The sequence below is a fragment of the Hydrogenimonas urashimensis genome (assembly GCF_016593255.1).
GTDB lineage: Bacteria > Campylobacterota > Campylobacteria > Campylobacterales > Hydrogenimonadaceae > Hydrogenimonas > Hydrogenimonas urashimensis.
In genome coordinates this window covers 885,646-906,631 of the sequence record NZ_AP023212.1, presented here as the reverse complement: position 1 = coordinate 906,631, position 20,986 = coordinate 885,646, and the positions used below count along the sequence as shown (strand labels likewise).

Genomic DNA, 20,986 nt, shown 5'->3' with positions numbered 1-20,986 from the left:
GCCGCCCCGCCGTCCCGGCGTTAATCCTACGGGCGGAAGGCTGAGCGCCGCCGGGAGTGTGTTTGGCCCTGGCCTACCCACGGCATGCGACCCACTGGCACGCGAAAATAATAACATAAGAGCGAAGGAGATGCAAGCATGGCGTACAGCGCGGAGATACGGGCCAGGGCACGGGACTATTACGAGGTGTACGGCTGGCCGTTGAGCAAGATCGGCGAGCATCTTGGCGTGCCCAAGGCGACGCTGGGGGAGTGGCGCAAGCGGGAGAACTGGATGAAGGGCGCGCTGAAGGAAGAGGTCAAGAAAGCGGCCGAAATCCTTAAGGAGCGGATGGAGAGCACCGACATTTTCCAGGAGGCGAAGAAGAAGATCGTCGACGAGCTGGAGGAGAAGACGGGGAAGCCGCGCGACCTGATCGAGCTGCAGACGCACGACCTGATCGCGGACCGAAGGGCCGAGGCGATCATCATGGGCGCACTGAGCATCGAGAAGTTCGACGCCCTGGCGTTCGAGGGGGTGATGATGGCGCACGACAAGCTTCAGCATATGAAGAAGCTGATGCGATCGTCGCCGGCCAGTGTGGACATGCGGGAGATCAAGACCTACAACGAGATCGTGGCGATGGCCAAGCAGCAAGTCTTCGGGAAAAGTCCGGATGTGGTGGTCGTCAACAACAATACCAACAAGGTCGAGGATTACAGCAAGATGAGCGACGAGGAGCTGCGCCGGATGCTCGAAAAACAGCAGCGCGACGCCGCTATTGCCGGCGATGACGACTAATCGTTCGGGTCGATACCGCCGCCGAACTGCCCCATCTGCCGATCGAGATCCCGATTGGGGCTAACGCTCATTTTGTCATTCATCTGGGCGTCGAGATCCGTGCTGTACTCGATACGGTCGGAGGGGTCACTAAGGTCATATTTGTAATGCGCGCCGCTTGAACCTTCGTACTTGTATTCACTCTTCTTTTCGCCGTCGTATGGGTTGTCAAAAAGAGAACCGCCGAACAAAGAAACCGTTACCAAAAGAACCGCCGCCGCTTTTGCGAGAAATTTCATTTTCATTGCGCACCTTTTAAACAAGATGACACACTATAACACAGCCGCGCCGCTTTTGCGCTGAAAATAGTCAAAATGAATTTACGCTCCATCGAATCGGCAAGAGAGACAATTCAAACAAAAAGAGGAGGTCTATAGAAAGCGAAAAAGCGGTAAACTCGGCAGATTTTCGGGCGAAAATGATACGTAAAGGGGAGGGCGGCTTTGGAATTTGAAAAATTTGGACGCGTCCGGTGATCGGGTGCTATGGTTTGGGTTGGCGCAGGGAGCGGGCGACCGGCGAGGCCAAAACGGGGGCGATCCGCTGAAAAGAGCGATGCAACGGACGATAGCGAGTCTCGATGGCGGTGATTTAAGCCTGTTTTCACTGAAAACGGCAAACTAATTTCAAAGCGTAAGAATACAATATGAAAAGGGGCATTGTCTGGGGAAATCTTAAGAGGATCGGGGAAAAATAGGCGTGTTTAAGGTTGTGGCGCTGAATGGCTCTGCATGGCGCGGCGAAAGTGATGAAAAGCGCCCTAAAAAGTATTGAAAATTATGATTTTCAAACCTTCTGAAAAAAGAAACCTTAAGCGGAAAATCTCCATCGAGGCGCTCTGGAGACGGCTTGAAACGTTTCCGGCAATCTGCCCAGGCGGGCGCGTAGGTATTCATCGGAAAACGGTTTTTCATTTTGGAGGGGGGTGCGTCCCCCACCCGGGCCTTTTTTAAAAAAAGCCGCGTTCCACAGATGTAGGAGTGTGTGGAAATTTTCGTTTTCCCGGTTTGTGGGGTGCGAAAAATTTTGTGAAAAATTTCTCACTTTTTCGGATTCGAATTATACCATCGTCGGTATAACTTATAACCTCTTCTCCTTATCTCTTCCAGATCATTTTTCCTAATAACGCTTCCTATTGATCTATAATGAGCAAGTGCAGCGGCATCGACGATTTGAACATATTTATTGTCTGGGTCTTTGCAGACTTTATCGATTCCTTCGATGTTGTATGTACTGTAAGCAATAGTGTCCACGATAACTTCATTATGTGAGTCGAAATAGGCAAACTCCATTCCCCAAAGCATAGCAAGCTTTTCGCCCTTTGTTAGCATTAGCCATATCTGACATTGTGTTGGACGATGTTCCGCGAAAGCAAATGCGGCGGCGATGAGGGTTCCTGCTATGATGCGCTTCATGGGTGCTCCTTTTTACAATCATACGACGCAGCGGATGACGCGGCCTATTATTTTCATGGTGGAGTCGTCGGCGGTGTTCTCATGCTATGCGTCGGCATATACATGTGTTGCCTCTACAACGGTTTCACTTACCTGAATACCTTCGTACCGGATACGTTTTTCGTCATTTTCTTTGAGAATGCGGAGCATCTGTTTGAAATTGTCCCGCTGACTGTCGAGATGAAGCCTCGTTTCGTGATCGTTTTCATCCAGTACGACCACATAAATATTGGGCCTACTCTTCAAAAATCGCTCATGATGATGCACCGTGCCGGAACCCTGTACCGTTTCGTTGTAGAGCTGCATATCGATATCATTGAGTACGGAAAAATCATCGATGCCAATCGAAACGTTCTGAGACGAAAACTCGAACTTGCGGATGTCTGTAATGGTTCTGAGATATTTCAACTCTTTGAGGAACTTTTTGTAAAGCCTGGCATAGGCATCGTTCTGCGAAGCGTATGTCCTGTCTATGGTGCCGTCTTTGACGTCACGGATCGCCTTTTCGATCGTGGCAATCGCGGTTTCATCGATCTTTTCTGCAAGATAGGGCACTTTTGTGCTTGCGGCGATGGGTTCGACTTGCAGAGTCTCACCGAAACTTCCATTGTTGCATGATGATATCGTTGTGGCATATTGGTTAGAAAGGGTAAAGACGTTCCCCGCGCTTTTGGGACTGAGCCCATATGCAAGATTGAGATCATGACCGTCGAACCGGAAAGAAAAAGCTTCCACGAGTTCTATTTGATCAATTGACATTTCCGGCAATACGTCTGAGAGTGGTGCATCAACGGCGCTTTCAAGCCTTTCGATAGCAGTCTCTCCATGAGGCCTCCAGACGTGAATTTCTGGCGCGATTTCTGGATTTTTATATTCTTCCGTATCGAAATATTCGATTTCCAGCGTACCGTGCAGAATACCTTCGAAAATCTCTTTGGCACCTTCATCTATGCCAAAATGGGGCACCTCGATGAAATAATAGTTCTCTTCATTGACGACAAGGGCACGGAAAAAGAGTATCTTGGATTCTCCGTTTCCAAGATACATCCTAAAATCGTAACGTTTGCGCTCGTTCATTATGCCACTCTCTTGTACATTGGAAGCATCTGCGTCTTTGGGCTCCCCCGAAGCCAATCACTGAATGATGGACCGTTGCTTTGCTTCATATGCTTTGATTTGACATCGTGGAAATGTCTGATTTTCGATATTATATCCGCTTTAACTTCATTGGAAATATTGCCTTCATTGTAAATCTCCATGAAGTAGCGCTTCCATGCCAACAAGAGCATCCGCTCATCGCTTTTCCTTTGGTATTCGAACCCAAGACGCTGCCAAACCACTACGCCGTCCGCGGCGGCATCCAGCTGAATCTCGTCGAAATTATTTCTTCTGTAGATCGTCATTTCATTGTCTGCCAATGCGGATGCGATGCCTTTTTTTCTGTAGAACGGGCACATGTAAAATAGTTCGTGCTTGACGACTTTCCCGGTACCTTTCATGCCGCGAAGGGGCTTGTGTCGGTAGTATGTACGTTGAATAGGTTGGCAGACCAAAGCGGGGGAATTTTTGGCCTCAGGGGTGATAAAGCACTCTTTGACGTCGTCGTCTTTGCATTCGCATTTCAGCGAAACACGTTTAATCTGCTTTATATGATAGATATTTGCTATATCTGTGTTCTGGATCAGTGCATGGCAAGGCATACGGGCTCCTCCATCGTTGTGTTTATCTTTCTCATGGTTTATTGCTGCTCATTCAAGATTTGAATATGCGTAAGACATCGATTTCAAGGCCTTTGATCATGGCTGGATCGATGGGCGGTTTTCCAAGCCTTTTTCTCGCTTCACTCTTTTCTGCAAGATAATTCACGAGGTACTCTTTCCTTCTCTTGGAGGATCGTCTGAACAATCGTGCTTTCCATCCTCCTATATCTGTCACTCCGGTTTCAAACTGATCTGTCCCAAGTTTTTCATATGCTTCGTCAAGATCGATCAGTGCATGACCGAATGCATCTTTGAGTGCAATGTATTTCACAAACAGATAGATCAGAAATGCTGCAAGCACATAGGATGAAGTGCACATGTTATTCCTTTTTACCAATCACACCATGCAGCGGATGACGCGGCCTATGATTTTGATGGTGCTTTGGTCCTGGGTTGGGTCGTATTGCCAGCTGTCGTAGTCGGGGTTGGCGGATTTGATCCAGAGGTTTCCTGTTTTGGGGTCGGCTTCGACGAGTTTGACCATGAGGATGTTTCTAAAGAGCAGGACGTAGAGGGCGTCGCCGGTCCATTCCGAGGTTTCGGTGAAGAAGACCCAGGAGTCAGGAAGTAGGACGGGGACCATACTGTAACCGTCAACTTGGATGGCACGAACATTTTTTGGGTGGGTTTTAAAGAGGGATCGGTCGACAAAGAGAACTTCTCCGGTTTCAAAGACGTCGATGCTTTCTATGTTGTTGCCGCTTCTTGCGGAGGCTTTGGCGGTGAGGCGGGGGATGGCGACCTGTCTCTTGATTTCTTCATTCTTTTGTGCTTTTTTGAGCATATCTAAAATTTTGGGGTCCCAGGCATCGGCAAAGACACTATTATATTCTTTTTTTTCTCTTCCGAATAGTTCATGAATGTCTATATGTTTTTCGGGGATACCTTCGCCGGTAAGGAGGTAATTCTGGGCAATCGGGATTTTCGAGGCAATTTTTACTGCGCCTTTTTCGCTAATTGAACCATTTTTAATCCACGTATTAAGAGTATTATACGAAATACCCAATACTTCTGCCATTTGACGACGACTTTTGAAACCACCTAATTCGACTGCTTTATCAAGTCTTCTTGCTACATCATCCATATTAAAATCCTTTATGTGATTGAAAATAGCCACAAAAATTTGTATAATGTTGTTATAAAAGACTATAGTAAACTAATTATTTACCAAAAAATCGTAAAAAACACAAAAAAGTTAAACATATTTGCTAACAAATTATAGCAAAAGGAGAGAAAATTATGAGATGTAAAATTATAGATCATGCGCAGTTAAGCGGCTCATCAAGATAGGCATCGGAATAATACGTGAATGTAGAAATGAAGAAAATCGTAAGGTGTCATGTGAGAAATGCATACCTTAGATTTACGGACCACTACAATCTGGATGGCGGTTTTCGCCCATCACTCCAGAGGGAAATTAAACGCCGTAGAAGAGTACCGCACTGCCAAAATAAACGAGATGGCTTATGGGCTCAAAAGAGAACTGAAGCGATAAAAAATTCAGATATTAGATTCGGTTAACGAAATATTGAAGCTGGAGAAGAAATGAAGATGATATGGCAGTTTTTGAGAACATTTAGGAAGCTGTTTCCACAGCTTAATACGACTGAGGCGCTGATAGTATTGTGGACAATTGACGCGGATAAAATAATCAAGGATACTATTATGGTGAACGGCAAACAGTATATGATTCTTACTCCGAAAATGCTCAAAGAGGCACTTTCTCTTGATGATAGCGATAGACATATCAGGAGAACTCTCAAAAAAATCGTCGATGCGGGGGCAATGCATCGAATTGAACATTCTCGTAGTACCTTTGCATATTACCCTACCGATAGAGCTGTTATGGCATTGCATCTCAAGCCAGATAAATATAGCATTCCTGATTACATCGATGGGGACACTGATGTCCTCCAGGCGGACACAGATGTCCTCTTTGAGGCGGACAAAGATGTCCACCACAACCTATTATATAAAATAAATAATATATATTGTCCAAATCGGTCCAAAAGGACCTCTTTGGACGACTCATCTTCTTGTGAAAATGGCTCCAAAACCGACGAGGTGGAGGAGGCGTTTTCACGCTTCTGGAAGCTCTACCCGCGCAAGGTCAGAAAGGACACGGCCTACAAGCGCTTCAAATCGAAAAAACTTCATAAACGCATCAGGGAGCTGCTCAAGGCGGTGGGGCACTATGTGAAGTCGCCGAGGGTGGCCGAGGCGATCGCCGAGAGGGATTTGACCTACATTCCGCACCCCGCGACATGGCTGAACGACTGGGAGGAGTGGATCGGCGGGGACCCGGAGGCGGCGAGCGTGCGTTCGGCGTCGGAGCTGGTGCGCAGGCACAAGCCGGCGGATCGTCGGTTCGCGGACCTGGTGGGGCGGCTGGTGCGCGCGCTGGAGGAGCTGGGAGAGGACGAGGACGCGGAGGTGCTGCCGAGCCAGCGGCCGCAGGCGCGGTATTTCAGCGCGGAGGAGCTGGCGGTGATGGATTCGGTGAACCGCTCCAGGCCGTTTATTTACGAGGATTGCACGGTGAGGGAGTACGCGACGTACATTCTTTCAAAACTCGACGAAAGGGGTGGCAATGACAGTGCTGCGTGAGTGCGTGCTGGTGAGCGAACTCGAGGCGAGACTGTACAAAGGGGCGATACGCAAATGTCGGGCCTACCGCGGCAAGATCATCACCAGCGGCGGGAAGAGCTATGTGCGTCTTGGCGACCTGCTGCCCAAACACAGGCGTGTCGCCGAGGGGCTTGACGTGATAGACCATGCGGTGCCGCTTCATCAGTTTTACGAGACAGGGCCTTCGTAAAAAAATACTCAATACGCTCGAATTCGGGCTCTACATAAGAAGCTCCGTGGCGATGCGGGGCGTGTATATCCCAAACGGGACAGGCATAATAGACATGGATTTCTACGACGAAATCAAAATGATCATGCAGCTTCCAGAAAGCGAAAACGGGCCATTCAGAATCCAAAGGGGGATGGCTGTGGGGCAGTTGTTGCTTCACCGGCATTTCGGCAGGGAAATCATGAAAGAGGCGTACCGGATCGATGCCGCAAGACGTGGCGGTTTCGGGTCGACAGGGGTGTGACATGGTAAAATACGCATTGCTGGCCGGGCAACTGGAAAGGAGATGCGTGGTTTCCGTTGTCCAAAGAGGTAACAAGTTGTCCCTGCGCGGGACGATCGACAAAAAACAGTACACCTACGCCACAGGAAAGGAGGCGAACGCCGTCAACCGGCGGTGGCTCGAAAAGAACAAAGAGCGCGAATTTATCAAACTGCACGAGAAGAAGCATCGGGAGAGGTCCGGCGCGACATTCAAGGATTACGGACGGATGGTCATCGAGAACACATCCTCCCGTCGGAACGGATTTTCCCAGGACGAATCGATGAAGAAGCTCGAACGCCTGAACGAGGTGTTCGGCGACATGCTTGTGGAGCATATCAAGGCGAGCGACATTCTGCGATGGCAGAACAGGATGCTGCAGCGTGTCACGCCAAAGACCGTGAAGAACTACCGGTCCGTTCTGGCTTCGATATTCAAGATGGCGTATGCGGACGGCATCATCGATCGCAATCCACTCGATTTCGTTGAAGTGCCAAGGCAGCCGAAACGGGAGATAGAGACCTACACGATCGAGGAGGTCAGGAAGATCATCCGGGCGTGCGAAGAGCCTTTCAGGAATTTCGTTCAGCTCATGTTCTTCACCGGCATGCGTCCGGGAGAGATGATCGCGCTTCGATGGAGCGACATCAGCTTCGAGACGGAGACGATCATCGTGCAGCGCCGGCGACGCGAAGGGGTGGTCGACGTGACGAAGAGCAAGAAGAAGCGGGTGATCGATATGCTTCCGCAGGCCAAGGAGGCACTGATGCGGCAGCGACGGCACACCGGATTGGCGAAGGATGTATTCCTGACGCAACACGGCGTGCCCTACCAGGAGAGCGAAACGCTCCGAAGGCAGTTCAAGACGGCCGTGAAGCGCGCCGGCGTCAAAGAGCTTCGTATGTACGATATGCGCCATACATTCATCACGATTATGGCCCAAAGCGGCATGCCGGAAAGCTGGATCATCCAGCAGGTCGGACACAGCAAGATCGACATTACATACGAACACTACATGGGCCGCGTGAAGGTTGACACTTCACGCGTAAAAAACATAGCTATTTGAGAGTGTGATTTAGTACAATTTTAGTACAATCCGAGAGATGAACCTTCGGAAAGCCCTAAATTTCGGGGTTTGAAGATGGTGGCGGGGGGGAGACTTGAACTCCCGACCTCCGGCTTATGAGACCAGCGCTCTAACCAGCTGAGCTACCCAGCCAACCTCTGTTTGTGGAGCGGTATTTTAACCAAAAACAGAGGTGGTGTCAAGCCAGAATCCGCATTTTCGATGCGGATCAGAAAAGTTTTTTCAGCAGGCCGCCGGCTGGAGATTTTTTGATATTATCAGGGAGTCTTTTCTCAAGTTCCTCCTTCGCTTTTGCCTTAATGAGACCCTTGCTGTCGATTTTGACCTCCGGATTGCTGAGTTTGCCCTTCAGGACGACCGGAATGAACATCTTTTTGAGTTTGACATTGATCGTGGTGTCGATGTACTGCTTGTCAAGATCGACAAGTCCGTTTTTCGATGAAATTTCTGTCAGTTTGCTTTTCATATAAAGGTCGCTGTGCAGCACTTTTCTGTCGATTTTCGTATCGAGAGTGGTACGTTCGTAAACTTCGCGGGTAATGTCGAAATTGGCCATCTGCCGAAGCATGAAACTCATTTTGTTGGGCAGAATCTGGCCGTTGAGCAGTTCGGCGTGCATGACGCCCTGTTGCGTTACGGTGTCGTAGTCGAGATTCATGTTGGCGCGTGAATCGAAGATATGGGGATAAAGAAGCATATCGGTCAAAGCGACCGTCTGGATGTTTTTGATTTTTACATTCACTTTGTTGTTTTTGACGATGGCATCGAACGCTCCGCCGAGAGTGTCGGAGTGGGCGGTCGCTTCCAGGCCGTTTTTGGCGACTTTGACATCCCCAGTGACGGTAATCTTGCCTTTCATATGTTGATTGGTGACAAAATAGAGGTCATCGAGGTTGGGTACATGCAGGTGATAGTCGGTTGCGAGGGAGCCGTCGCTGATGTCGTACGTGACCGCCTTGCTTTTCAGTGATGCGATGGATGTGACAAAATCGACGTTGGAGATCGCTTTTGTCCCTGTCAGACGGGTATGGATATTGCCTTTGAATGTGAGGTTTGCGGGAATGGAGAGATTGAAATCGGATTTGACCGGTGCCGGATGCACAAGACCCTTGGCGATAGTGGTGACCACGTTCCCTTTCAGGTTTTTCATATTAAGACTCGGAATATCCGCTTCGATGTCTACCTCTCCTTCGGCGTATTGTGGCTGATTAACCATATGCAGCAGTCTGTCGATATGCAGGTGCGCGATTTTCGCCTTGAGGTTTTCCGGCGAAAAATTTCTCAAAGCCAGGTGGTAGTCGGTGGCACTGCCCGCCACATCGCTTACCCCATCGATATGCATCATCTTCTGATCCCCTTTGATTGTACCGTTCGTTTTGAAAGGCCCGTTGAGCTTTTGACCGATCAGTTTCTGAAGATTGGCGAGTTCCTTGATATCGACAAGATAGGTCGCGTCGACCGACTGTGCCATCAGATTCATCGTGCCTTTGGCTTCGATGCGGGTATCTTCGCCAATCTTGAGCGCAATTTCGAAACGGTCCGGCCGCAGTACGAAAGTTTCCAGTGTAGTGGGGAGCGGTACCTGTGCGGCGATTTTCTTTTCGATGACAGGTTTGAGGAGATTGTTGCCCGGAGAGGTAAAGAGCACTCCATAGAGCGCGCCGACCAGCAGCAGGATAATAACGAGAAGAGAGATGAGATACTTCATGACCCGATCCTTTGTCACAGCAAAATTTGATGAATTATATCATGAAACGTTGAATTAGAGGATGTGTGGAATGCCAAAAGTGGTATAGTGATTTATAATTGAGTAGTATAGACTAAAGAATTTAATGTAATTTAGCTAAACAATATGGTGAAAATCTTGACAAAGAAAAAAAATTGGGTTAAAATTTCGGCACTTTAAAAAAGTAATTGCTAAAATCAAATCATGAAAGGAGCGTCAATGAGTTTCCAACCACTTGCCAATCGGGTACTGGTAGAACGTGTTGATGAACCCCAGCAGACTGCTTCGGGAATCATCATCCCCGACAATGCGAAGGAGAAACCGCAAGAGGCCAAAGTACTGGCAATCGGACCGGAGGTTGAGGAAGAGGGCCACATCAAAGTGGGCGACAGAGTCGTTTTCGGTAAATACAGTGGTACAGAGATCACCATTGACGGAAAAGAGTTGCTGATACTAAACAGCGACGATATTCTCGGAATTTTGAAATAAGAGGAGGGTGAAAGATGGCAGCCAAAGAGATTCATTTTTCAGACAGTGCACGCAACGAACTTTTCGAAGGTGTGAAGAAACTGGCCGATGCGGTCAAAGTGACGATGGGGCCGCGTGGGCGTAACGTTCTCATCCAAAAGAGCTTCGGTGCGCCGAGCATCACCAAAGACGGCGTAAGCGTTGCCCGGGAGATCGAGCTCAAAGACACCGTCGAGAATATGGGTGCCCAACTGGTCAAAGAGGTCGCCAGCAAAACGGCGGACGAAGCGGGTGACGGTACCACGACGGCGACTGTTCTGGCCTACAGCATTTTCAAAGAGGGCCTTCGCAATATCACGGCCGGCGCCAACCCGATCGAAGTGAAGCGCGGCATGGACAAGGCAGCCGAGGCGATCATCGAAGAGCTCAAGAAAATCGCCAAAGAGGTCAAAGACAAAAAAGAGATCGCCCAGGTCGCGAGCATTTCTGCTAACAACGATGCCAAAATCGGTGATCTGATCGCCGAAGCGATGGACAAAGTCGGCAAAGACGGTGTCATCACAGTCGAAGAGGCCAAAGGTATCGTCGACGAACTCGAAGTGGTCGAAGGTATGCAGTTTGACCGCGGGTATCTGAGCCCCTACTTCATCACCGATACGGAAAAGATGGAAGCGGTGCTCGAGAATCCGTATATCCTTCTGACCGACAAAAAGATCACCAACCTCAAAGACATCCTGCCGGTGCTTGAAGGCATCCAGCAAAGCGGACGGCCGCTGCTCATTGTCGCGGAAGATGTGGAGGGCGAAGCGCTGGCGACACTCGTTGTCAACAAACTGCGTGGAATTCTCAACATCGCGGCGGTCAAAGCACCGGGATTCGGTGACCGACGCAAGGCGATGCTCCAGGATATCGCGATATTGACCGGCGGTACCGTCATCAGCGAAGAGGTGGGCCGAACGCTCGAGAGCGCGACGGTCGCCGATCTTGGTCAGGCGGGACGTGTCGTCATCGACAAGGACAATACGACGATCGTCGACGGAAAAGGCGACAAAGCGGCGGTTGAGGCGCGCATCAAGGAGATCAAGATCCAGATCGAAGGAACGACAAGCGACTATGATCGCGAAAAACTTCAGGAGCGTCTGGCGAAACTGAGCGGCGGTGTGGCTGTCATCAAAGTCGGTGCAGCGACCGAAACGGAGATGAAAGAGAAGAAAGACCGTGTGGACGATGCGCTTTCTGCGACCAAAGCGGCAGTGGAAGAGGGTATCGTCATCGGTGGTGGAGCAGCACTCATCCGTGCGGCGAACAAAGTCGATGTGAAACTCGAAGGTGACGAAGCGATCGGAGCGGATATCATTCTGCGCGCCATCAAGGCACCGCTGAAGCAGATCGCCGAAAATGCCGGATTCGATGCGGGTGTCGTAGCCAACAATGTTGCATGTGCCGAGGATGAAAATGTTGGCTTCAACGCAGCCACAGGCGAATATGTGGATATGCTCGAAGCGGGAATCATCGACCCGGTCAAAGTCGAGCGTGTCGCACTGCAAAATGCCACTTCCGTTGCAAGCCTGCTTCTTACGACCGAAGCGACTGTTAGCGAAGTCAAGGAAGAGAAGGCTCCGGCAGCACCTATGCCCGATATGGGCGGCATGGGCGGCATGGGCGGCATGATGTAAGCCTCCCGGCTTCCAAACGAGCTTATTATCCCTATTTCCATAATAAAACCCGGCCTGTGATGCCGGGTTTTTTGCTTTCCAAAACATACTCCATCATCAAATTAACGATACGCTATAAAACAGTTTCAATGAAATGTAAGGCAAACGCCACTATTATTAACTGACCTTGCACAATATACATTACCATCCGTCAAACAATAACCACAGGATATGGGGCGCGATGCTGATGCCGCGGATAGCGGTGTATATTGTGCAGGCTCAGTTATCCATTAAAAACTGCCAGGAGCCGTCGTGAATCATGCGGTCATCTCTTTAAAGTCTCTGAATATCGCCATTGCAGCGCTTCTGCTTCTGTTTGTGGCGATGACCGGGTACGAAGAGTACCGGAACATCGACAACGAATTCACCACCCAACTGAAGCGGGCCGTCGAATCGAAAACCTTTACGCTGCAGGAGCACTTCACCAACGACTTCGACAGGATACACTACGTTTTCAACAAAACCTCCGATCTGGACCGAAAAAAGCTGATGGAGGCCAAAGCCTATTTCGACAGGATCGACAAACCGATCGGCCCGATAAAAGAGGCGTTGAACCGCCATGTCGTTTTCGGTACTTACGAGGTTTTTTTGATCGATCGCAACAGGGTCATCGTCAACGCCTCCTTCAAACCCGATATCGGGCTCGATTTCAAGAAGTTCGACATCGCGATGAAAGTGTTCGACATCGTCGAATCGGGCGAGATGCCCTATCACGCTTCCCACCCCTATCTCCATTCGATCACGCAGGAGTTTGTCAGGTATTTTCTGACACTTTCGACATCGAAAAAGTTTTTCGTGCAGATTTCGCACAGTTATTTCCCGATAGATAGCATAAAAAAGGAGGTCGAAACGCTCAAGTCGCGCCATCGGGATCTGAGATCGCTGGATGTGATCCTTTTCAGCAACGGGCTCATCAAGACACTCAATGGTAAAATGGCCGACAAACGACAATTTTTCGAACGCCTCGCCCGGGAGAAACGCTCGTTCATAAACCGTTTCATTCAGGATATCGGCGGTATCGACCCCAAAAGCGTGAATGAAAAAAGCGATGTGCTCACTCAACTCTTCAATGGCCGGAAACTGCGTTACAGAATCGACGATAATCGGCAGGAGGCCGTCGTCTACTCCGTGTCGGAGAATCTTTTCAACGAACCGTTGAACAAAGAGTATATCCTCCTGCGGAGCCGGTTGGACCTTCATCCACAGTTCGCCCACTACCACCAGAGACTTTTGCGTTTGGGATTCCAGATTTTCGCCGCTTTATCGATGGTCCTGATCATGCTCTTTCTGTTCAGAAAATTCTTCTCGGAGAGTCTCGAGCGTATTTCGACGGCCATTGTGAAAGAGGAAGATGTCGATTCGCGAGGCTTCGTGATCGACGAGCTCGTACAGGTGGCCGAGGCGCTGAACGGGTACCGCAGCAGAGTGGCACGGAAACATCAAGAGCTCGAAGCGCTCTCTTTCAGCGATGCCCTCACCGGTGCCTACAACCGCCGCTATTTCGCGAAGATGCTCGAGCAGGCGCTCTATGAGTTCAAGCGCTACAAAAAGCGTTATGCCCTGATCGTTTTCGATATCGACGATTTCAAGACGATAAACGACCGTTACGGTCATGACACGGGCGACAGAGTGCTGCAGGAGCTGACGCGAATCATTGAAGAGGATAGCCGGCGAACCGACAGACTCTTTCGCATAGGAGGTGAAGAGTTCGCGATGCTGATTCAGACCGACGGGGTCGAGGGAGCCGTCCGCTTTGCCGAAGCGCTGTGCAGGAAGGTGGCGGGACGTGGCTTCGCGGAAGGGCTGCATATCACCTTGAGCGTTAGGGTGACGCTCTTTAAAGAGGGGGACGACGCGATATCGGTATTCAAGCGGGCCGACGAATATGCCTACCACTCGAAGCGGCAGGGAAAAAACAGAATAACGGGAGACAGTACAAAAGAGGCGGGAATATGTGGGACGAAGACGGCGAAATGTCCGCCGTGGCGAGAGCGTGAGGCACTCATGCCTCTTCGGACACCTTCTTCTGGCACGCGGGACAGATGCCACGCAGGGTGATGAAGCTCTCTTTAATTTTGTAGCCGCTCAGTTTTTCCGCTTCTTCTATGATTTTCTCGGTACCGATGACGATATCTTCCACTTTGTGGCATCTGTCGCAAACCATATGCAGATGCGGCTCTTTGATCAGTTCGTAGACCGATTTCGTTTGCGGAAGCTTCACCTCCTGAATGAGTCCGCTCTCGATCATCTGGTTGATGTTTTTGTAAATCGTGGCCAGAGAAACGCTTGGAAACTCTTTGAGCATTTCACGGTACATCTCTTCGATATTGATATGACCATGCTCTTCAAGCATCTTGACAATTTTCAGACGCTGCGGCGTCACTTTGAGCTGATGCTCTTTGAGCAGTTCGGCTGTTCCTTTCATCATTTTCCCCCAATAAGAATGTCGGCATTTTACCAAAAAGAGTCTTTTATTTTTTATAGTTATACATCAAACATATTGACAGGGCCGTTAACGCTGAAGGTGCTGAGTGGAAAATAATTTTCTTTTAAGACTTTTTACGCAATAATTTTCTTAGGAAAAAAATTTTCCAATAAAAAAGGAGTCAAAATGGCAACTCGTGGCAATTCAATCATCAAAGGTGTCGACATCGCTGAAGTGATCCGTATGCTTAACAGAGCCTATGCGGATGAGTGGCTGGCCTATTATCAGTATTATATAGAAAGCAAAGTGATCAAAGGGATCATGAAAGATGCGGCTATTGCCGAGTTGGATCAGCACGCTGCGGACGAGCTGCGGCATGCGGGGATGGTGGCTGACCGTATCATCCAGCTGGGCGGCACGCCGATTCTGCATCCCAAAGAGTGGTTCGAAAAAACCAACTGCGGTTACGATGCACCCGAAAATTTCGATGTGCTCAGTGTTCTCGAGGATGCCATCAAAGGAGAGCAGTGCGCGATCGGCGTCTACAGCCAATTGGCGGAGATGACGAGAGACAAGGATATCGTCACCTACGACATCGTCAGCCAGATTCTTGCCGACGAGGTGGAGCACGAAGAGGATCTTGTGGCACTGCACGAAGACATTTCCGAATTTGTCGAACAGATAAAAGGGAGTATCCAATGAGACAGTATGAAACCTACAAATGCAACAAATGCGGCAACGAGGTCGAAGTCCAGAAAGTCGGCGGCGGTACGCTGGTCTGCTGCGGCGAAGAGATGGTCTGCACCACCGAAAACCTCACGGCGGTGAATCTGATGAAGGCCTTCGCCGGCGAATCGATGGCGCGAAACAAATACGAGTTTTTTGCCGAGATGGCGCAGGAAGAGGGGTGGCATCGCATCGCCGAACACTTCAAAGAGGCGGCGATGAACGAAAAGTACCACGCCAAAGCCGAATTCAAGGCCTACAACCAGCTGATGTTCGGCATTGAGATCTACGAAACGCTCAAAAATCTCGACATCGCCATGGCCGGGGAGCATTACGAGCATACCGAAATGTACCCCAACTTCGCCAAAATCGCCGAAGAGGAGGGACACAAGGATATCGCTAGGTTGCTCAAGGCGATCGCCAAAGTCGAAGTGGAGCACGAGCGCGAATACGCCGAGCTCAAAAAGTGCCTCGAAGAGGAGGGGTTCTTCGACAGCGACGAGGATGAATACTGGGTCTGTGAAGTGTGCGGCCATGTCCACAGGGGCAAAAAAGCGCCCAAAGCGTGCCCTCTGTGCAAAGCGCCGAGAGAGTATTTCAAGCGCGAACATCTATGCTGAGACAGCGACAATAAATTATTTACTTTAAGAGAAAAATATTATCCAATAGTGTATAATTTCTTATAAAATTTCAGGAGGAGAAAAGATGAAAAGATTAACAGCAGCATTGAGTGTTGTTGCGGCTTTGGGTATCAGTGCCGTCGCTTCGGATGCGTTGATGACAAAGGCGAAAAAAGCCGGTCTCAAACCGATTCCGGAGAGTAGAACGGAACTTTTGAAACTGATCGACAACCCCAAAAACCCGATCACCGACGAGAAGGTGGAGCTGGGTAAGAAACTCTATTTCGACCCCAGGCTCAGCAAGAGCGGTTTGATCAGCTGTAACACCTGTCACAACCTGGCAACCGGCGGTGTGGACGGTGTCGACGCGGCGACGGGTCATATGTGGCGCCACAACCCGCACCACCTCAATTCGCCGACGGTCTACAACGCCGTCTTCGCCGGAAGCCAATTTTGGGACGGCCGCAGCCCCGACCTGGAAGACCAGGCCCAAGGACCGATGCAGGCTTCTCCCGAAATGGCCGCGACCAAACAGCATGTCACCGACGTGGTCAATTCTATCCCAGAATATGTCAAGGCGTTCAAACGAGCCTACCACAATCCGAAGATGAAACCGACCTTCAAAGATGTGGCGGACGTGATCGGCGCTTTCGAGCGCACGCTGGTGACCCCTTCACGCTATGACAAATATCTGCAGGGGTGCGACAGAGCGCTAAGCAAAGAGGAGAAAGAGGGCCTGAAACTCTTCATCGACAAAGGGTGTGCAAGCTGCCACAACGGCGTGGCGCTTGGCGGAAGCATGCAGCCGTTCCCTGCCGTCGGAAAATACAAATACGCCAATGTCGGCGATTTCAAGGGTGACAAAAACGGTATGGTCAAAGTACCGACCCTGCGAAACATCCTTGAAACACGCCCCTATTTCCACAACGGTGCGGTGTGGGACATCAAAGAGGCGATCAAGATCATGGGCGAGACGCAGCTTGGCGTGAAGATCAGCGACAAAGAGGCCGAAAAGATCGAAACCTTCTTCGGCGCGCTGACAGGCAAGAAACCCTATGTCCGCTACCCGATGCTTCCTGCCAGCACGAACAAAACTCCCAAACCCGATCTGAACTAAACTATAGCCCCGCAAGGGGCTACTTTCCAACTACCTACCAAACGAGCAAAGTAAATATTTCGCTATACATTATCCACTTTCAATCGCAGCAGTGCAAAAGGCTTCGTTCGGGGTGCCGGATGAATTTCACGGCATCGGCGATCATGAAGAGGCCATAGACAATGACGGCGACGGAGGCGAGGGTGACCATCGTTTTGCGCAGGCTGCCTTTTTGCATCATTCCGGTGAAAAAACCGAGCGAAAAGAGGGCCGGAACGGTGCTTAGGCCGAAAACCAGCATCACCACCGCGCCCCAGAACGGGCTCATCGTGCTGGCGGCGGTGACGGCGAAGAAGTAGACGAAGCCACAGGGAAGCAGGCCGTTAAGCATGCCGAGCAGATAGAAGCTAAAAAGGCTTCTGTCGTGCATGATGGCGCGGAAACTCTTCTGGTACCAATGGCTTTTCATCAGCGAATGTTCGATGAGAGTGAGAAATTTCACCTTCCCCATGATGGAGAGTCCGGTTAGAATCATCACGCCACCCGCGAAGATGAAGAGGGCCGCGACCGTGTAGCCGCTGAAGGTCGCCACACTGCCCAGATAGCCAAACAGCGCCCCCATCACCGTGTAGGTGGTGACACGGCCGAGCGAATAGAGCAGATGGGCGGTGGATTGGTGGACGGCGTTCCATTGGGGATGGACCTTGGTGCCCGTATAGGCCAGGACGATGCCGCCGCACATGCCGATGCAGTGGCCGAAACTTCCCAGAAAGGCGATCGTAGCGATCGAGAGGAAATTAACGGCTTCCATGCCGCCTCTCTTTCAAAAGTTTTCGGGCATATTCTCTGTCAGTCAGGTTCTCTCCCCTCGCCATCCGTCCGCACATCGTCGCAAAATCGATTCTGTCGGGTCCTTGTTTTTCATAGGCACTAAAACCGTATCCCATCGGGGTGTTTTCCAAGACGCTGTACCACGCTTTTCTTCCATCGATCCATCGCTTCGTATCGAGTGTATGGACCCAGACCACTGCTTTTTCTCTGAAGGGTTTGTCACTCAGCCATCCGGCAAGACATCCCACATCGTCGAAAAACCACGTTTTTCCGTCGTCGGTGACCACTTCGCCAGCATGCCTTTGCGAGGTTATCGGCATTTTGCACGCACTGCACTGCCAGGCATTGGGGACGATTTCCACCGCTTTTTGTCCGATATTTCCCAACAAAACAATTTTTGGATGCGGTTTTTCGGCCAGCGAGAGGAACAAAATCACCACAAGAACGATGAAACCAAGAACGATCACGATTTTTTTCATGAGAAGCAGTCTATCGAAGGAGTGTTAAACGGGAGTTAATCCCCGCCGTACAAGCGGGGAAGGTTCATCGGAGCTTATTGATGCTCTCTCTTTTTTTGTTTGTGTTTTTTCATTTTATGTTTCAGATGTTTGTGAATGAACTCGAGTTGTTCAGCCGTAAGAACCTGTCGTGTGTCATAAATGCATTGCAGTTGAACTTTTGTGGCTTTGGCTTTAAGACTTGCCAGTTTGTCGACATTGGCTGCGAGTGTCTCGGGTTTGGCACCGCTTTTGGATTCCTGGACGATTTTTTTGCGCAGCTGCTTGACCTGCGGCGCGATCTCTTTGATCTGCGTCATGGTATGAGTGCGAATCGCTTCGAGTTTCGTTTTCTGTTCCGGCGTGAGGGCCAGCTTCGGATTGTCCCACATTTTCATCAGAATCATCGAGTAGTGGGGCAGGCCGCGCTGAATCAGGAAGACCGAGTGCATGCCTCTCATCTTCTTTTTGCCCTGCATATGCTTTTGTCCTTGCATCTGGGGATTTTCCGGTTGGGCCTGTGCGGCAGTCAGTGCGATTGATGCCGCAGCGATCATGGCGAGTGCTCTTTTGAACATTGTTTCTCCTTTTTTGTGATTGCGTTCGTATGGTATCACAACTATGTGTACGGATTGTGAACGGTTTCGGATATTTGACAAACCGGTCTCTCCCGTGTTATAGTTACTTAACAGTAAGTAAGGACAAGTATGAAAGGAAGCAAAAAAGAGAAAATCCTTCGGGTGGCGGCGCAGCATTTCTCCCAAAAGGGGTTCGAAGGGGCGTCGCTGGAGGAGATTGCCACGGAAGTGGGAGTGACCAAACCTGCCATCTACTACCACTTCAGAGACAAAGCGGCTCTGTACGAAGCGGTGCTGCTTTTTCGGCTCGAAAAGCTGGCCGAATCGGTCAAAGAAGCCGTCGCCGCAAGCGAAGGGGCCGAAGCGAAACTTCGCGCCTATATCGAAGCCTTTGGCGCCTTTTTGCAGGAGCATCGCTGTTTTGCCGCCATATTGGCCCACGAATTTGCCGACGACGGCAAACAGATGAGCGACCGGGCGGCCAAGGTTCTCTCCGAATCCCTGGGAACGGTAACGGCAATCCTTAACGAAGGGATCGAGGAAGGGGTCTTCGCGATGGAAAATCCGATGGTCGTGCAGATGATGATCGTCTCGACGCTCATCATGCACCAGACCACTCGCACGATTCGTGCCCGTGTCGCACGGAACGTGCGGGGATTTCACCCCGTCAGTCCCGACCCTTCGCTGCCGGATCTGGCCCGGATACTGGCCAATAAAGTGATCAAATCAGTGAAAAAGGATAAAGAATGAAACGACGGTTCGCAATCAGCGTGGCGGTGGCGGTAGGATTCGCGACCCAGTCGCAGGCGGCGACGATGACCGAGCTTTTCGATGCCCTTAAGAAAAACCCCGTCACACAGATGGATGTGAAAAGTTCCGAATACGCCGAACTGTCGGCCCAGAAGGTGAAAGACGCCTTCTATCCGAGGGCATCGCTTTTTGCCACCTATGAGCATTACAATTCGCCAACCAATCTTCGCCCGATGTCGCCGGCGGAATCCATAAAAGTTTCAGGGCACGGGGAGCCACTGCCCTTTGCTACGACGATCGAACGGCTTGGGGGCAGGCTTTCGATGCCGATCTTCGTCAAAGAGCTCTTCGCTCTCGCAGACCAGGCCCGTTCGATGGCTCAAAGCGCCAAAGCCAAAGAGCGGCTCAATCTGCTGGAACACGAAGCGTTGCTGCTAGGTTCCGACGCTTCCTGGCGCTATCTTGTATCTCTCAAAAAAGCGCTCGCGGCCCGAAAGCGTTCTATCGAAAAGATGCTCGAAGACACCCGTATCAAGGTGACAAGCGGTCGCGCTCCCGGTGTGACCCTGGACAAGATGGAGGAGTCGATTAACCGTCTTGACATTGCCGTGAACGATATCGATATCAAGCAGGCATCCCTTCGCAGCCGCATTGCGTCACTGACGGGACTGGAGTTGGATGAACCCGCCCCGATTTCCCAAAAACGGGGGGTGCAGGAAGGAGAGATCTTCGCCCTCAAACCGCTGGAGTATGGGGTGGAAGCCAAGGCGAAGGGAATCGACGCGAGCTACGGCAGGCTCTACCCCAGGATATCACTGAGCGCCGTGTGGAGCGAAAACTATGGCCAAAACGCTGTCAACACCGTTCCCCCATCTGTTTCGACCCATGTTTCCGACGACGTGCACCGAAGCTACGGCAACTACATGGTCGGTGTCACGATGCCGCTGTTTGAAAAGGGCACCTACACCGATATCGAACGTGCGAGGGTCGCGCTTGAAAAAGAGAAACTGCATCTGGCCAAAATGAGACAGGAGCTTCTCGCCAAAACCAAAGCACTCAAAACGTCCCTGAAACTCTACACCCGTTCCATAGAACTGGCCAAAAAGAGTGTCCAAAAAAGAGAATCGCTGCTCGAATACGCCAAAGTGGCGCTGCAGGCGGGCCGTCTCACCGAAGAGGAGTACCTTCGCTACGAAGAGGGGCTGCTCGATGCCCAGAGCAAGGTGTTCGAAGCACAAATGAAGCGGTGGCAGACGATGGCCCAGCTGGCCGTCATCTACGGCAACGATCTGAAAACTATTGTGGAGTAAGGAGA

General features: G+C 50.5%; 25 protein-coding genes and 1 tRNA gene. 13 read left to right on the top strand and 13 right to left on the bottom strand.

All coding sequences use genetic code 11. The features are described from left to right. Positions 1 to 138 precede the first annotated feature (138 nt). A complete protein-coding gene (locus JMG82_RS04535; RefSeq protein ID WP_201353738.1) occupies positions 139 to 780 on the top strand; it encodes a hypothetical protein in 642 nt (213 codons plus the stop codon). Here the strand turns inward: JMG82_RS04535 and JMG82_RS04530 are convergent. From JMG82_RS04530 to JMG82_RS04500, 7 genes are all read right to left on the bottom strand, one after another. Beyond that, positions 777 to 1,058, bottom strand: coding sequence for a hypothetical protein (locus tag JMG82_RS04530; RefSeq protein WP_201353737.1), 282 nt, complete (start codon positions 1,056 to 1,058; stop codon positions 777 to 779). The genes JMG82_RS04535 and JMG82_RS04530 overlap by 4 nt on opposite strands. 435 nt (positions 1,059 to 1,493) lie before the next feature. Continuing rightward, positions 1,494 to 1,715: a hypothetical protein gene (locus JMG82_RS04525; protein WP_201353736.1), complete on the bottom strand. Its 222-nt coding sequence runs from the start codon at positions 1,713 to 1,715 to the stop codon at positions 1,494 to 1,496. Between the two features lie 144 nt (positions 1,716 to 1,859). Next, positions 1,860 to 2,234 (bottom strand): hypothetical protein, encoded by a 375-nt coding sequence (locus tag JMG82_RS04520; RefSeq protein ID WP_201353735.1) that lies wholly within the window; start codon positions 2,232 to 2,234, stop codon positions 1,860 to 1,862. A gap of 84 nt (positions 2,235 to 2,318) precedes the next feature. Continuing rightward, positions 2,319 to 3,350, bottom strand: a complete 1,032-nt coding sequence (locus tag JMG82_RS04515; protein WP_201353734.1) for a hypothetical protein — start codon at positions 3,348 to 3,350, stop codon at positions 2,319 to 2,321. Beyond that, positions 3,350 to 3,973, bottom strand: a complete 624-nt coding sequence (locus JMG82_RS04510; protein WP_201353733.1) for an N-acetyltransferase — start codon at positions 3,971 to 3,973, stop codon at positions 3,350 to 3,352. Before JMG82_RS04510 ends, JMG82_RS04515 begins: the two co-directional genes overlap by 1 nt. Positions 3,974 to 4,025: 52 nt before the next feature. Beyond that, positions 4,026 to 4,352, bottom strand: coding sequence for a hypothetical protein (locus JMG82_RS04505; protein ID WP_201353732.1), 327 nt, complete (start codon positions 4,350 to 4,352; stop codon positions 4,026 to 4,028). Between the two features lie 18 nt (positions 4,353 to 4,370). Continuing rightward, positions 4,371 to 5,117 (bottom strand): LexA family transcriptional regulator, encoded by a 747-nt coding sequence (locus JMG82_RS04500; RefSeq protein WP_201353731.1) that lies wholly within the window; start codon positions 5,115 to 5,117, stop codon positions 4,371 to 4,373. A 461-nt stretch (positions 5,118 to 5,578) separates the two neighbouring features. On the opposite strand from JMG82_RS04500, the gene JMG82_RS04495 reads away from it, so the two are divergent. From JMG82_RS04495 to JMG82_RS04480, 4 genes are read left to right on the top strand one after another with little or no spacing between them, the layout of a single operon-like run. Next, positions 5,579 to 6,640 (top strand): hypothetical protein, encoded by a 1,062-nt coding sequence (locus JMG82_RS04495; protein ID WP_201353730.1) that lies wholly within the window; start codon positions 5,579 to 5,581, stop codon positions 6,638 to 6,640. Then, on the top strand, positions 6,624 to 6,851 hold the full coding sequence (locus JMG82_RS04490; RefSeq protein WP_201353729.1) for a hypothetical protein: 228 nt from the start codon (positions 6,624 to 6,626) through the stop codon (positions 6,849 to 6,851). Before JMG82_RS04495 ends, JMG82_RS04490 begins: the two co-directional genes overlap by 17 nt. Next, positions 6,808 to 7,134 carry a dCTP deaminase/dUTPase family protein gene (locus JMG82_RS11775; protein ID WP_201353728.1) on the top strand — a complete coding sequence of 109 codons (327 nt, stop codon included), beginning with the start codon at positions 6,808 to 6,810 and terminating at the stop codon, positions 7,132 to 7,134. The genes JMG82_RS04490 and JMG82_RS11775 overlap by 44 nt, the downstream gene beginning before the upstream one ends. 46 nt (positions 7,135 to 7,180) lie before the next feature. Next, complete coding sequence (locus tag JMG82_RS04480) at positions 7,181 to 8,218, top strand: tyrosine-type recombinase/integrase (protein WP_201353727.1); 1,038 nt, start codon at positions 7,181 to 7,183, stop codon at positions 8,216 to 8,218. Between the two features lie 76 nt (positions 8,219 to 8,294). Here the strand turns inward: JMG82_RS04480 and JMG82_RS04475 are convergent. Both JMG82_RS04475 and JMG82_RS04470 read right to left on the bottom strand, forming a co-directional pair. Then, positions 8,295 to 8,371, bottom strand: a tRNA-Met gene (locus tag JMG82_RS04475). A gap of 76 nt (positions 8,372 to 8,447) precedes the next feature. Next, positions 8,448 to 9,947, bottom strand: a complete 1,500-nt coding sequence (locus JMG82_RS04470) for a hypothetical protein (protein WP_201353726.1) — start codon at positions 9,945 to 9,947, stop codon at positions 8,448 to 8,450. A gap of 237 nt (positions 9,948 to 10,184) precedes the next feature. Between JMG82_RS04470 and groES the strand changes: the two genes are divergently transcribed. From groES to JMG82_RS04455, 3 genes are all read left to right on the top strand, one after another. After that, positions 10,185 to 10,454, top strand: a complete 270-nt coding sequence (gene groES, locus JMG82_RS04465; protein ID WP_201353725.1) for a co-chaperone GroES — start codon at positions 10,185 to 10,187, stop codon at positions 10,452 to 10,454. A gap of 14 nt (positions 10,455 to 10,468) precedes the next feature. Continuing rightward, positions 10,469 to 12,109 carry a chaperonin GroEL gene (groL, locus tag JMG82_RS04460; RefSeq protein WP_201353724.1) on the top strand — a complete coding sequence of 547 codons (1,641 nt, stop codon included), beginning with the start codon at positions 10,469 to 10,471 and terminating at the stop codon, positions 12,107 to 12,109. 291 nt (positions 12,110 to 12,400) lie between these two features. Beyond that, complete coding sequence (locus JMG82_RS04455) at positions 12,401 to 14,206, top strand: GGDEF domain-containing protein (protein ID WP_201353723.1); 1,806 nt, start codon at positions 12,401 to 12,403, stop codon at positions 14,204 to 14,206. On the opposite strand, the gene JMG82_RS04450 is transcribed toward JMG82_RS04455, so the two are convergent. Beyond that, entirely contained in the window at positions 14,151 to 14,576 is a 426-nt protein-coding gene (locus JMG82_RS04450; protein WP_236579191.1) for a Fur family transcriptional regulator, read from the bottom strand. The genes JMG82_RS04455 and JMG82_RS04450 overlap by 56 nt on opposite strands. 183 nt (positions 14,577 to 14,759) lie before the next feature. On the opposite strand from JMG82_RS04450, the gene JMG82_RS04445 reads away from it, so the two are divergent. From JMG82_RS04445 to JMG82_RS04435, 3 genes are all read left to right on the top strand, one after another. Beyond that, positions 14,760 to 15,275 (top strand): ferritin-like domain-containing protein, encoded by a 516-nt coding sequence (locus JMG82_RS04445; RefSeq protein WP_201353722.1) that lies wholly within the window; start codon positions 14,760 to 14,762, stop codon positions 15,273 to 15,275. After that, on the top strand, positions 15,272 to 15,919 hold the full coding sequence (locus JMG82_RS04440) for a ferritin family protein (protein ID WP_201353721.1): 648 nt from the start codon (positions 15,272 to 15,274) through the stop codon (positions 15,917 to 15,919). Before JMG82_RS04445 ends, JMG82_RS04440 begins: the two co-directional genes overlap by 4 nt. An 85-nt stretch (positions 15,920 to 16,004) precedes the next feature. Then, positions 16,005 to 17,036: a cytochrome-c peroxidase gene (locus JMG82_RS04435; protein ID WP_201353720.1), complete on the top strand. Its 1,032-nt coding sequence runs from the start codon at positions 16,005 to 16,007 to the stop codon at positions 17,034 to 17,036. A 79-nt stretch (positions 17,037 to 17,115) separates the two neighbouring features. Here the strand turns inward: JMG82_RS04435 and JMG82_RS04430 are convergent, their stop codons facing one another. From JMG82_RS04430 to JMG82_RS04420, 3 genes are all read right to left on the bottom strand, one after another. Then, positions 17,116 to 17,826: a sulfite exporter TauE/SafE family protein gene (locus JMG82_RS04430; RefSeq protein WP_201353719.1), complete on the bottom strand. Its 711-nt coding sequence runs from the start codon at positions 17,824 to 17,826 to the stop codon at positions 17,116 to 17,118. Further along, positions 17,813 to 18,325, bottom strand: a complete 513-nt coding sequence (locus JMG82_RS04425) for a hypothetical protein (protein ID WP_201353718.1) — start codon at positions 18,323 to 18,325, stop codon at positions 17,813 to 17,815. The genes JMG82_RS04430 and JMG82_RS04425 overlap by 14 nt, the downstream gene beginning before the upstream one ends. Before the next feature lie 74 nt (positions 18,326 to 18,399). Further along, entirely contained in the window at positions 18,400 to 18,921 is a 522-nt protein-coding gene (locus tag JMG82_RS04420) for a Spy/CpxP family protein refolding chaperone (protein WP_201353717.1), read from the bottom strand. A gap of 129 nt (positions 18,922 to 19,050) precedes the next feature. Between JMG82_RS04420 and JMG82_RS04415 the strand changes: the two genes are divergently transcribed. Next, the gene (locus JMG82_RS04415) at positions 19,051 to 19,671 is read left to right on the top strand and encodes a TetR/AcrR family transcriptional regulator (protein ID WP_201353716.1); all 621 of its coding nucleotides are present in this window, start codon (positions 19,051 to 19,053) and stop codon (positions 19,669 to 19,671) included. Then, positions 19,668 to 20,981, top strand: coding sequence for a TolC family protein (locus JMG82_RS04410; RefSeq protein ID WP_201353715.1), 1,314 nt, complete (start codon positions 19,668 to 19,670; stop codon positions 20,979 to 20,981). Before JMG82_RS04415 ends, JMG82_RS04410 begins: the two co-directional genes overlap by 4 nt. The last annotated feature ends 5 nt before the right edge of the window (positions 20,982 to 20,986 follow it).

What these genes read in the sequence shown, in the direction of transcription:
- JMG82_RS04535 (WP_201353738.1), top strand. Translation starts at nt 139, where the DNA reads ATGGCGTACAGCGCGGAGATACGGGCCAGGGCACGGGACTATTACGAG.
- JMG82_RS04530 (WP_201353737.1), bottom strand. Translation starts at nt 1,058, where the DNA reads ATGAAATTTCTCGCAAAAGCGGCGGCGGTTCTTTTGGTAACGGTTTCT.
- JMG82_RS04525 (WP_201353736.1), bottom strand. Translation starts at nt 1,715, where the DNA reads ATGAATACCTACGCGCCCGCCTGGGCAGATTGCCGGAAACGTTTCAAG.
- JMG82_RS04520 (WP_201353735.1), bottom strand. Translation starts at nt 2,234, where the DNA reads ATGAAGCGCATCATAGCAGGAACCCTCATCGCCGCCGCATTTGCTTTC.
- JMG82_RS04515 (WP_201353734.1), bottom strand. Translation starts at nt 3,350, where the DNA reads ATGAACGAGCGCAAACGTTACGATTTTAGGATGTATCTTGGAAACGGA.
- JMG82_RS04510 (WP_201353733.1), bottom strand. Translation starts at nt 3,973, where the DNA reads ATGCCTTGCCATGCACTGATCCAGAACACAGATATAGCAAATATCTAT.
- JMG82_RS04505 (WP_201353732.1), bottom strand. Translation starts at nt 4,352, where the DNA reads ATGTGCACTTCATCCTATGTGCTTGCAGCATTTCTGATCTATCTGTTT.
- JMG82_RS04500 (WP_201353731.1), bottom strand. Translation starts at nt 5,117, where the DNA reads ATGGATGATGTAGCAAGAAGACTTGATAAAGCAGTCGAATTAGGTGGT.
- JMG82_RS04495 (WP_201353730.1), top strand. Translation starts at nt 5,579, where the DNA reads ATGAAGATGATATGGCAGTTTTTGAGAACATTTAGGAAGCTGTTTCCA.
- JMG82_RS04490 (WP_201353729.1), top strand. Translation starts at nt 6,624, where the DNA reads ATGACAGTGCTGCGTGAGTGCGTGCTGGTGAGCGAACTCGAGGCGAGA.
- JMG82_RS11775 (WP_201353728.1), top strand. Translation starts at nt 6,808, where the DNA reads ATGCGGTGCCGCTTCATCAGTTTTACGAGACAGGGCCTTCGTAAAAAA.
- JMG82_RS04470 (WP_201353726.1), bottom strand. Translation starts at nt 9,947, where the DNA reads ATGAAGTATCTCATCTCTCTTCTCGTTATTATCCTGCTGCTGGTCGGC.
- groES (WP_201353725.1), top strand. Translation starts at nt 10,185, where the DNA reads ATGAGTTTCCAACCACTTGCCAATCGGGTACTGGTAGAACGTGTTGAT.
- groL (WP_201353724.1), top strand. Translation starts at nt 10,469, where the DNA reads ATGGCAGCCAAAGAGATTCATTTTTCAGACAGTGCACGCAACGAACTT.
- JMG82_RS04450 (WP_236579191.1), bottom strand. Translation starts at nt 14,576, where the DNA reads ATGATGAAAGGAACAGCCGAACTGCTCAAAGAGCATCAGCTCAAAGTG.
- JMG82_RS04445 (WP_201353722.1), top strand. Translation starts at nt 14,760, where the DNA reads ATGGCAACTCGTGGCAATTCAATCATCAAAGGTGTCGACATCGCTGAA.
- JMG82_RS04440 (WP_201353721.1), top strand. Translation starts at nt 15,272, where the DNA reads ATGAGACAGTATGAAACCTACAAATGCAACAAATGCGGCAACGAGGTC.
- JMG82_RS04435 (WP_201353720.1), top strand. Translation starts at nt 16,005, where the DNA reads ATGAAAAGATTAACAGCAGCATTGAGTGTTGTTGCGGCTTTGGGTATC.
- JMG82_RS04430 (WP_201353719.1), bottom strand. Translation starts at nt 17,826, where the DNA reads ATGGAAGCCGTTAATTTCCTCTCGATCGCTACGATCGCCTTTCTGGGA.
- JMG82_RS04425 (WP_201353718.1), bottom strand. Translation starts at nt 18,325, where the DNA reads ATGAAAAAAATCGTGATCGTTCTTGGTTTCATCGTTCTTGTGGTGATT.
- JMG82_RS04420 (WP_201353717.1), bottom strand. Translation starts at nt 18,921, where the DNA reads ATGTTCAAAAGAGCACTCGCCATGATCGCTGCGGCATCAATCGCACTG.
- JMG82_RS04415 (WP_201353716.1), top strand. Translation starts at nt 19,051, where the DNA reads ATGAAAGGAAGCAAAAAAGAGAAAATCCTTCGGGTGGCGGCGCAGCAT.
- JMG82_RS04410 (WP_201353715.1), top strand. Translation starts at nt 19,668, where the DNA reads ATGAAACGACGGTTCGCAATCAGCGTGGCGGTGGCGGTAGGATTCGCG.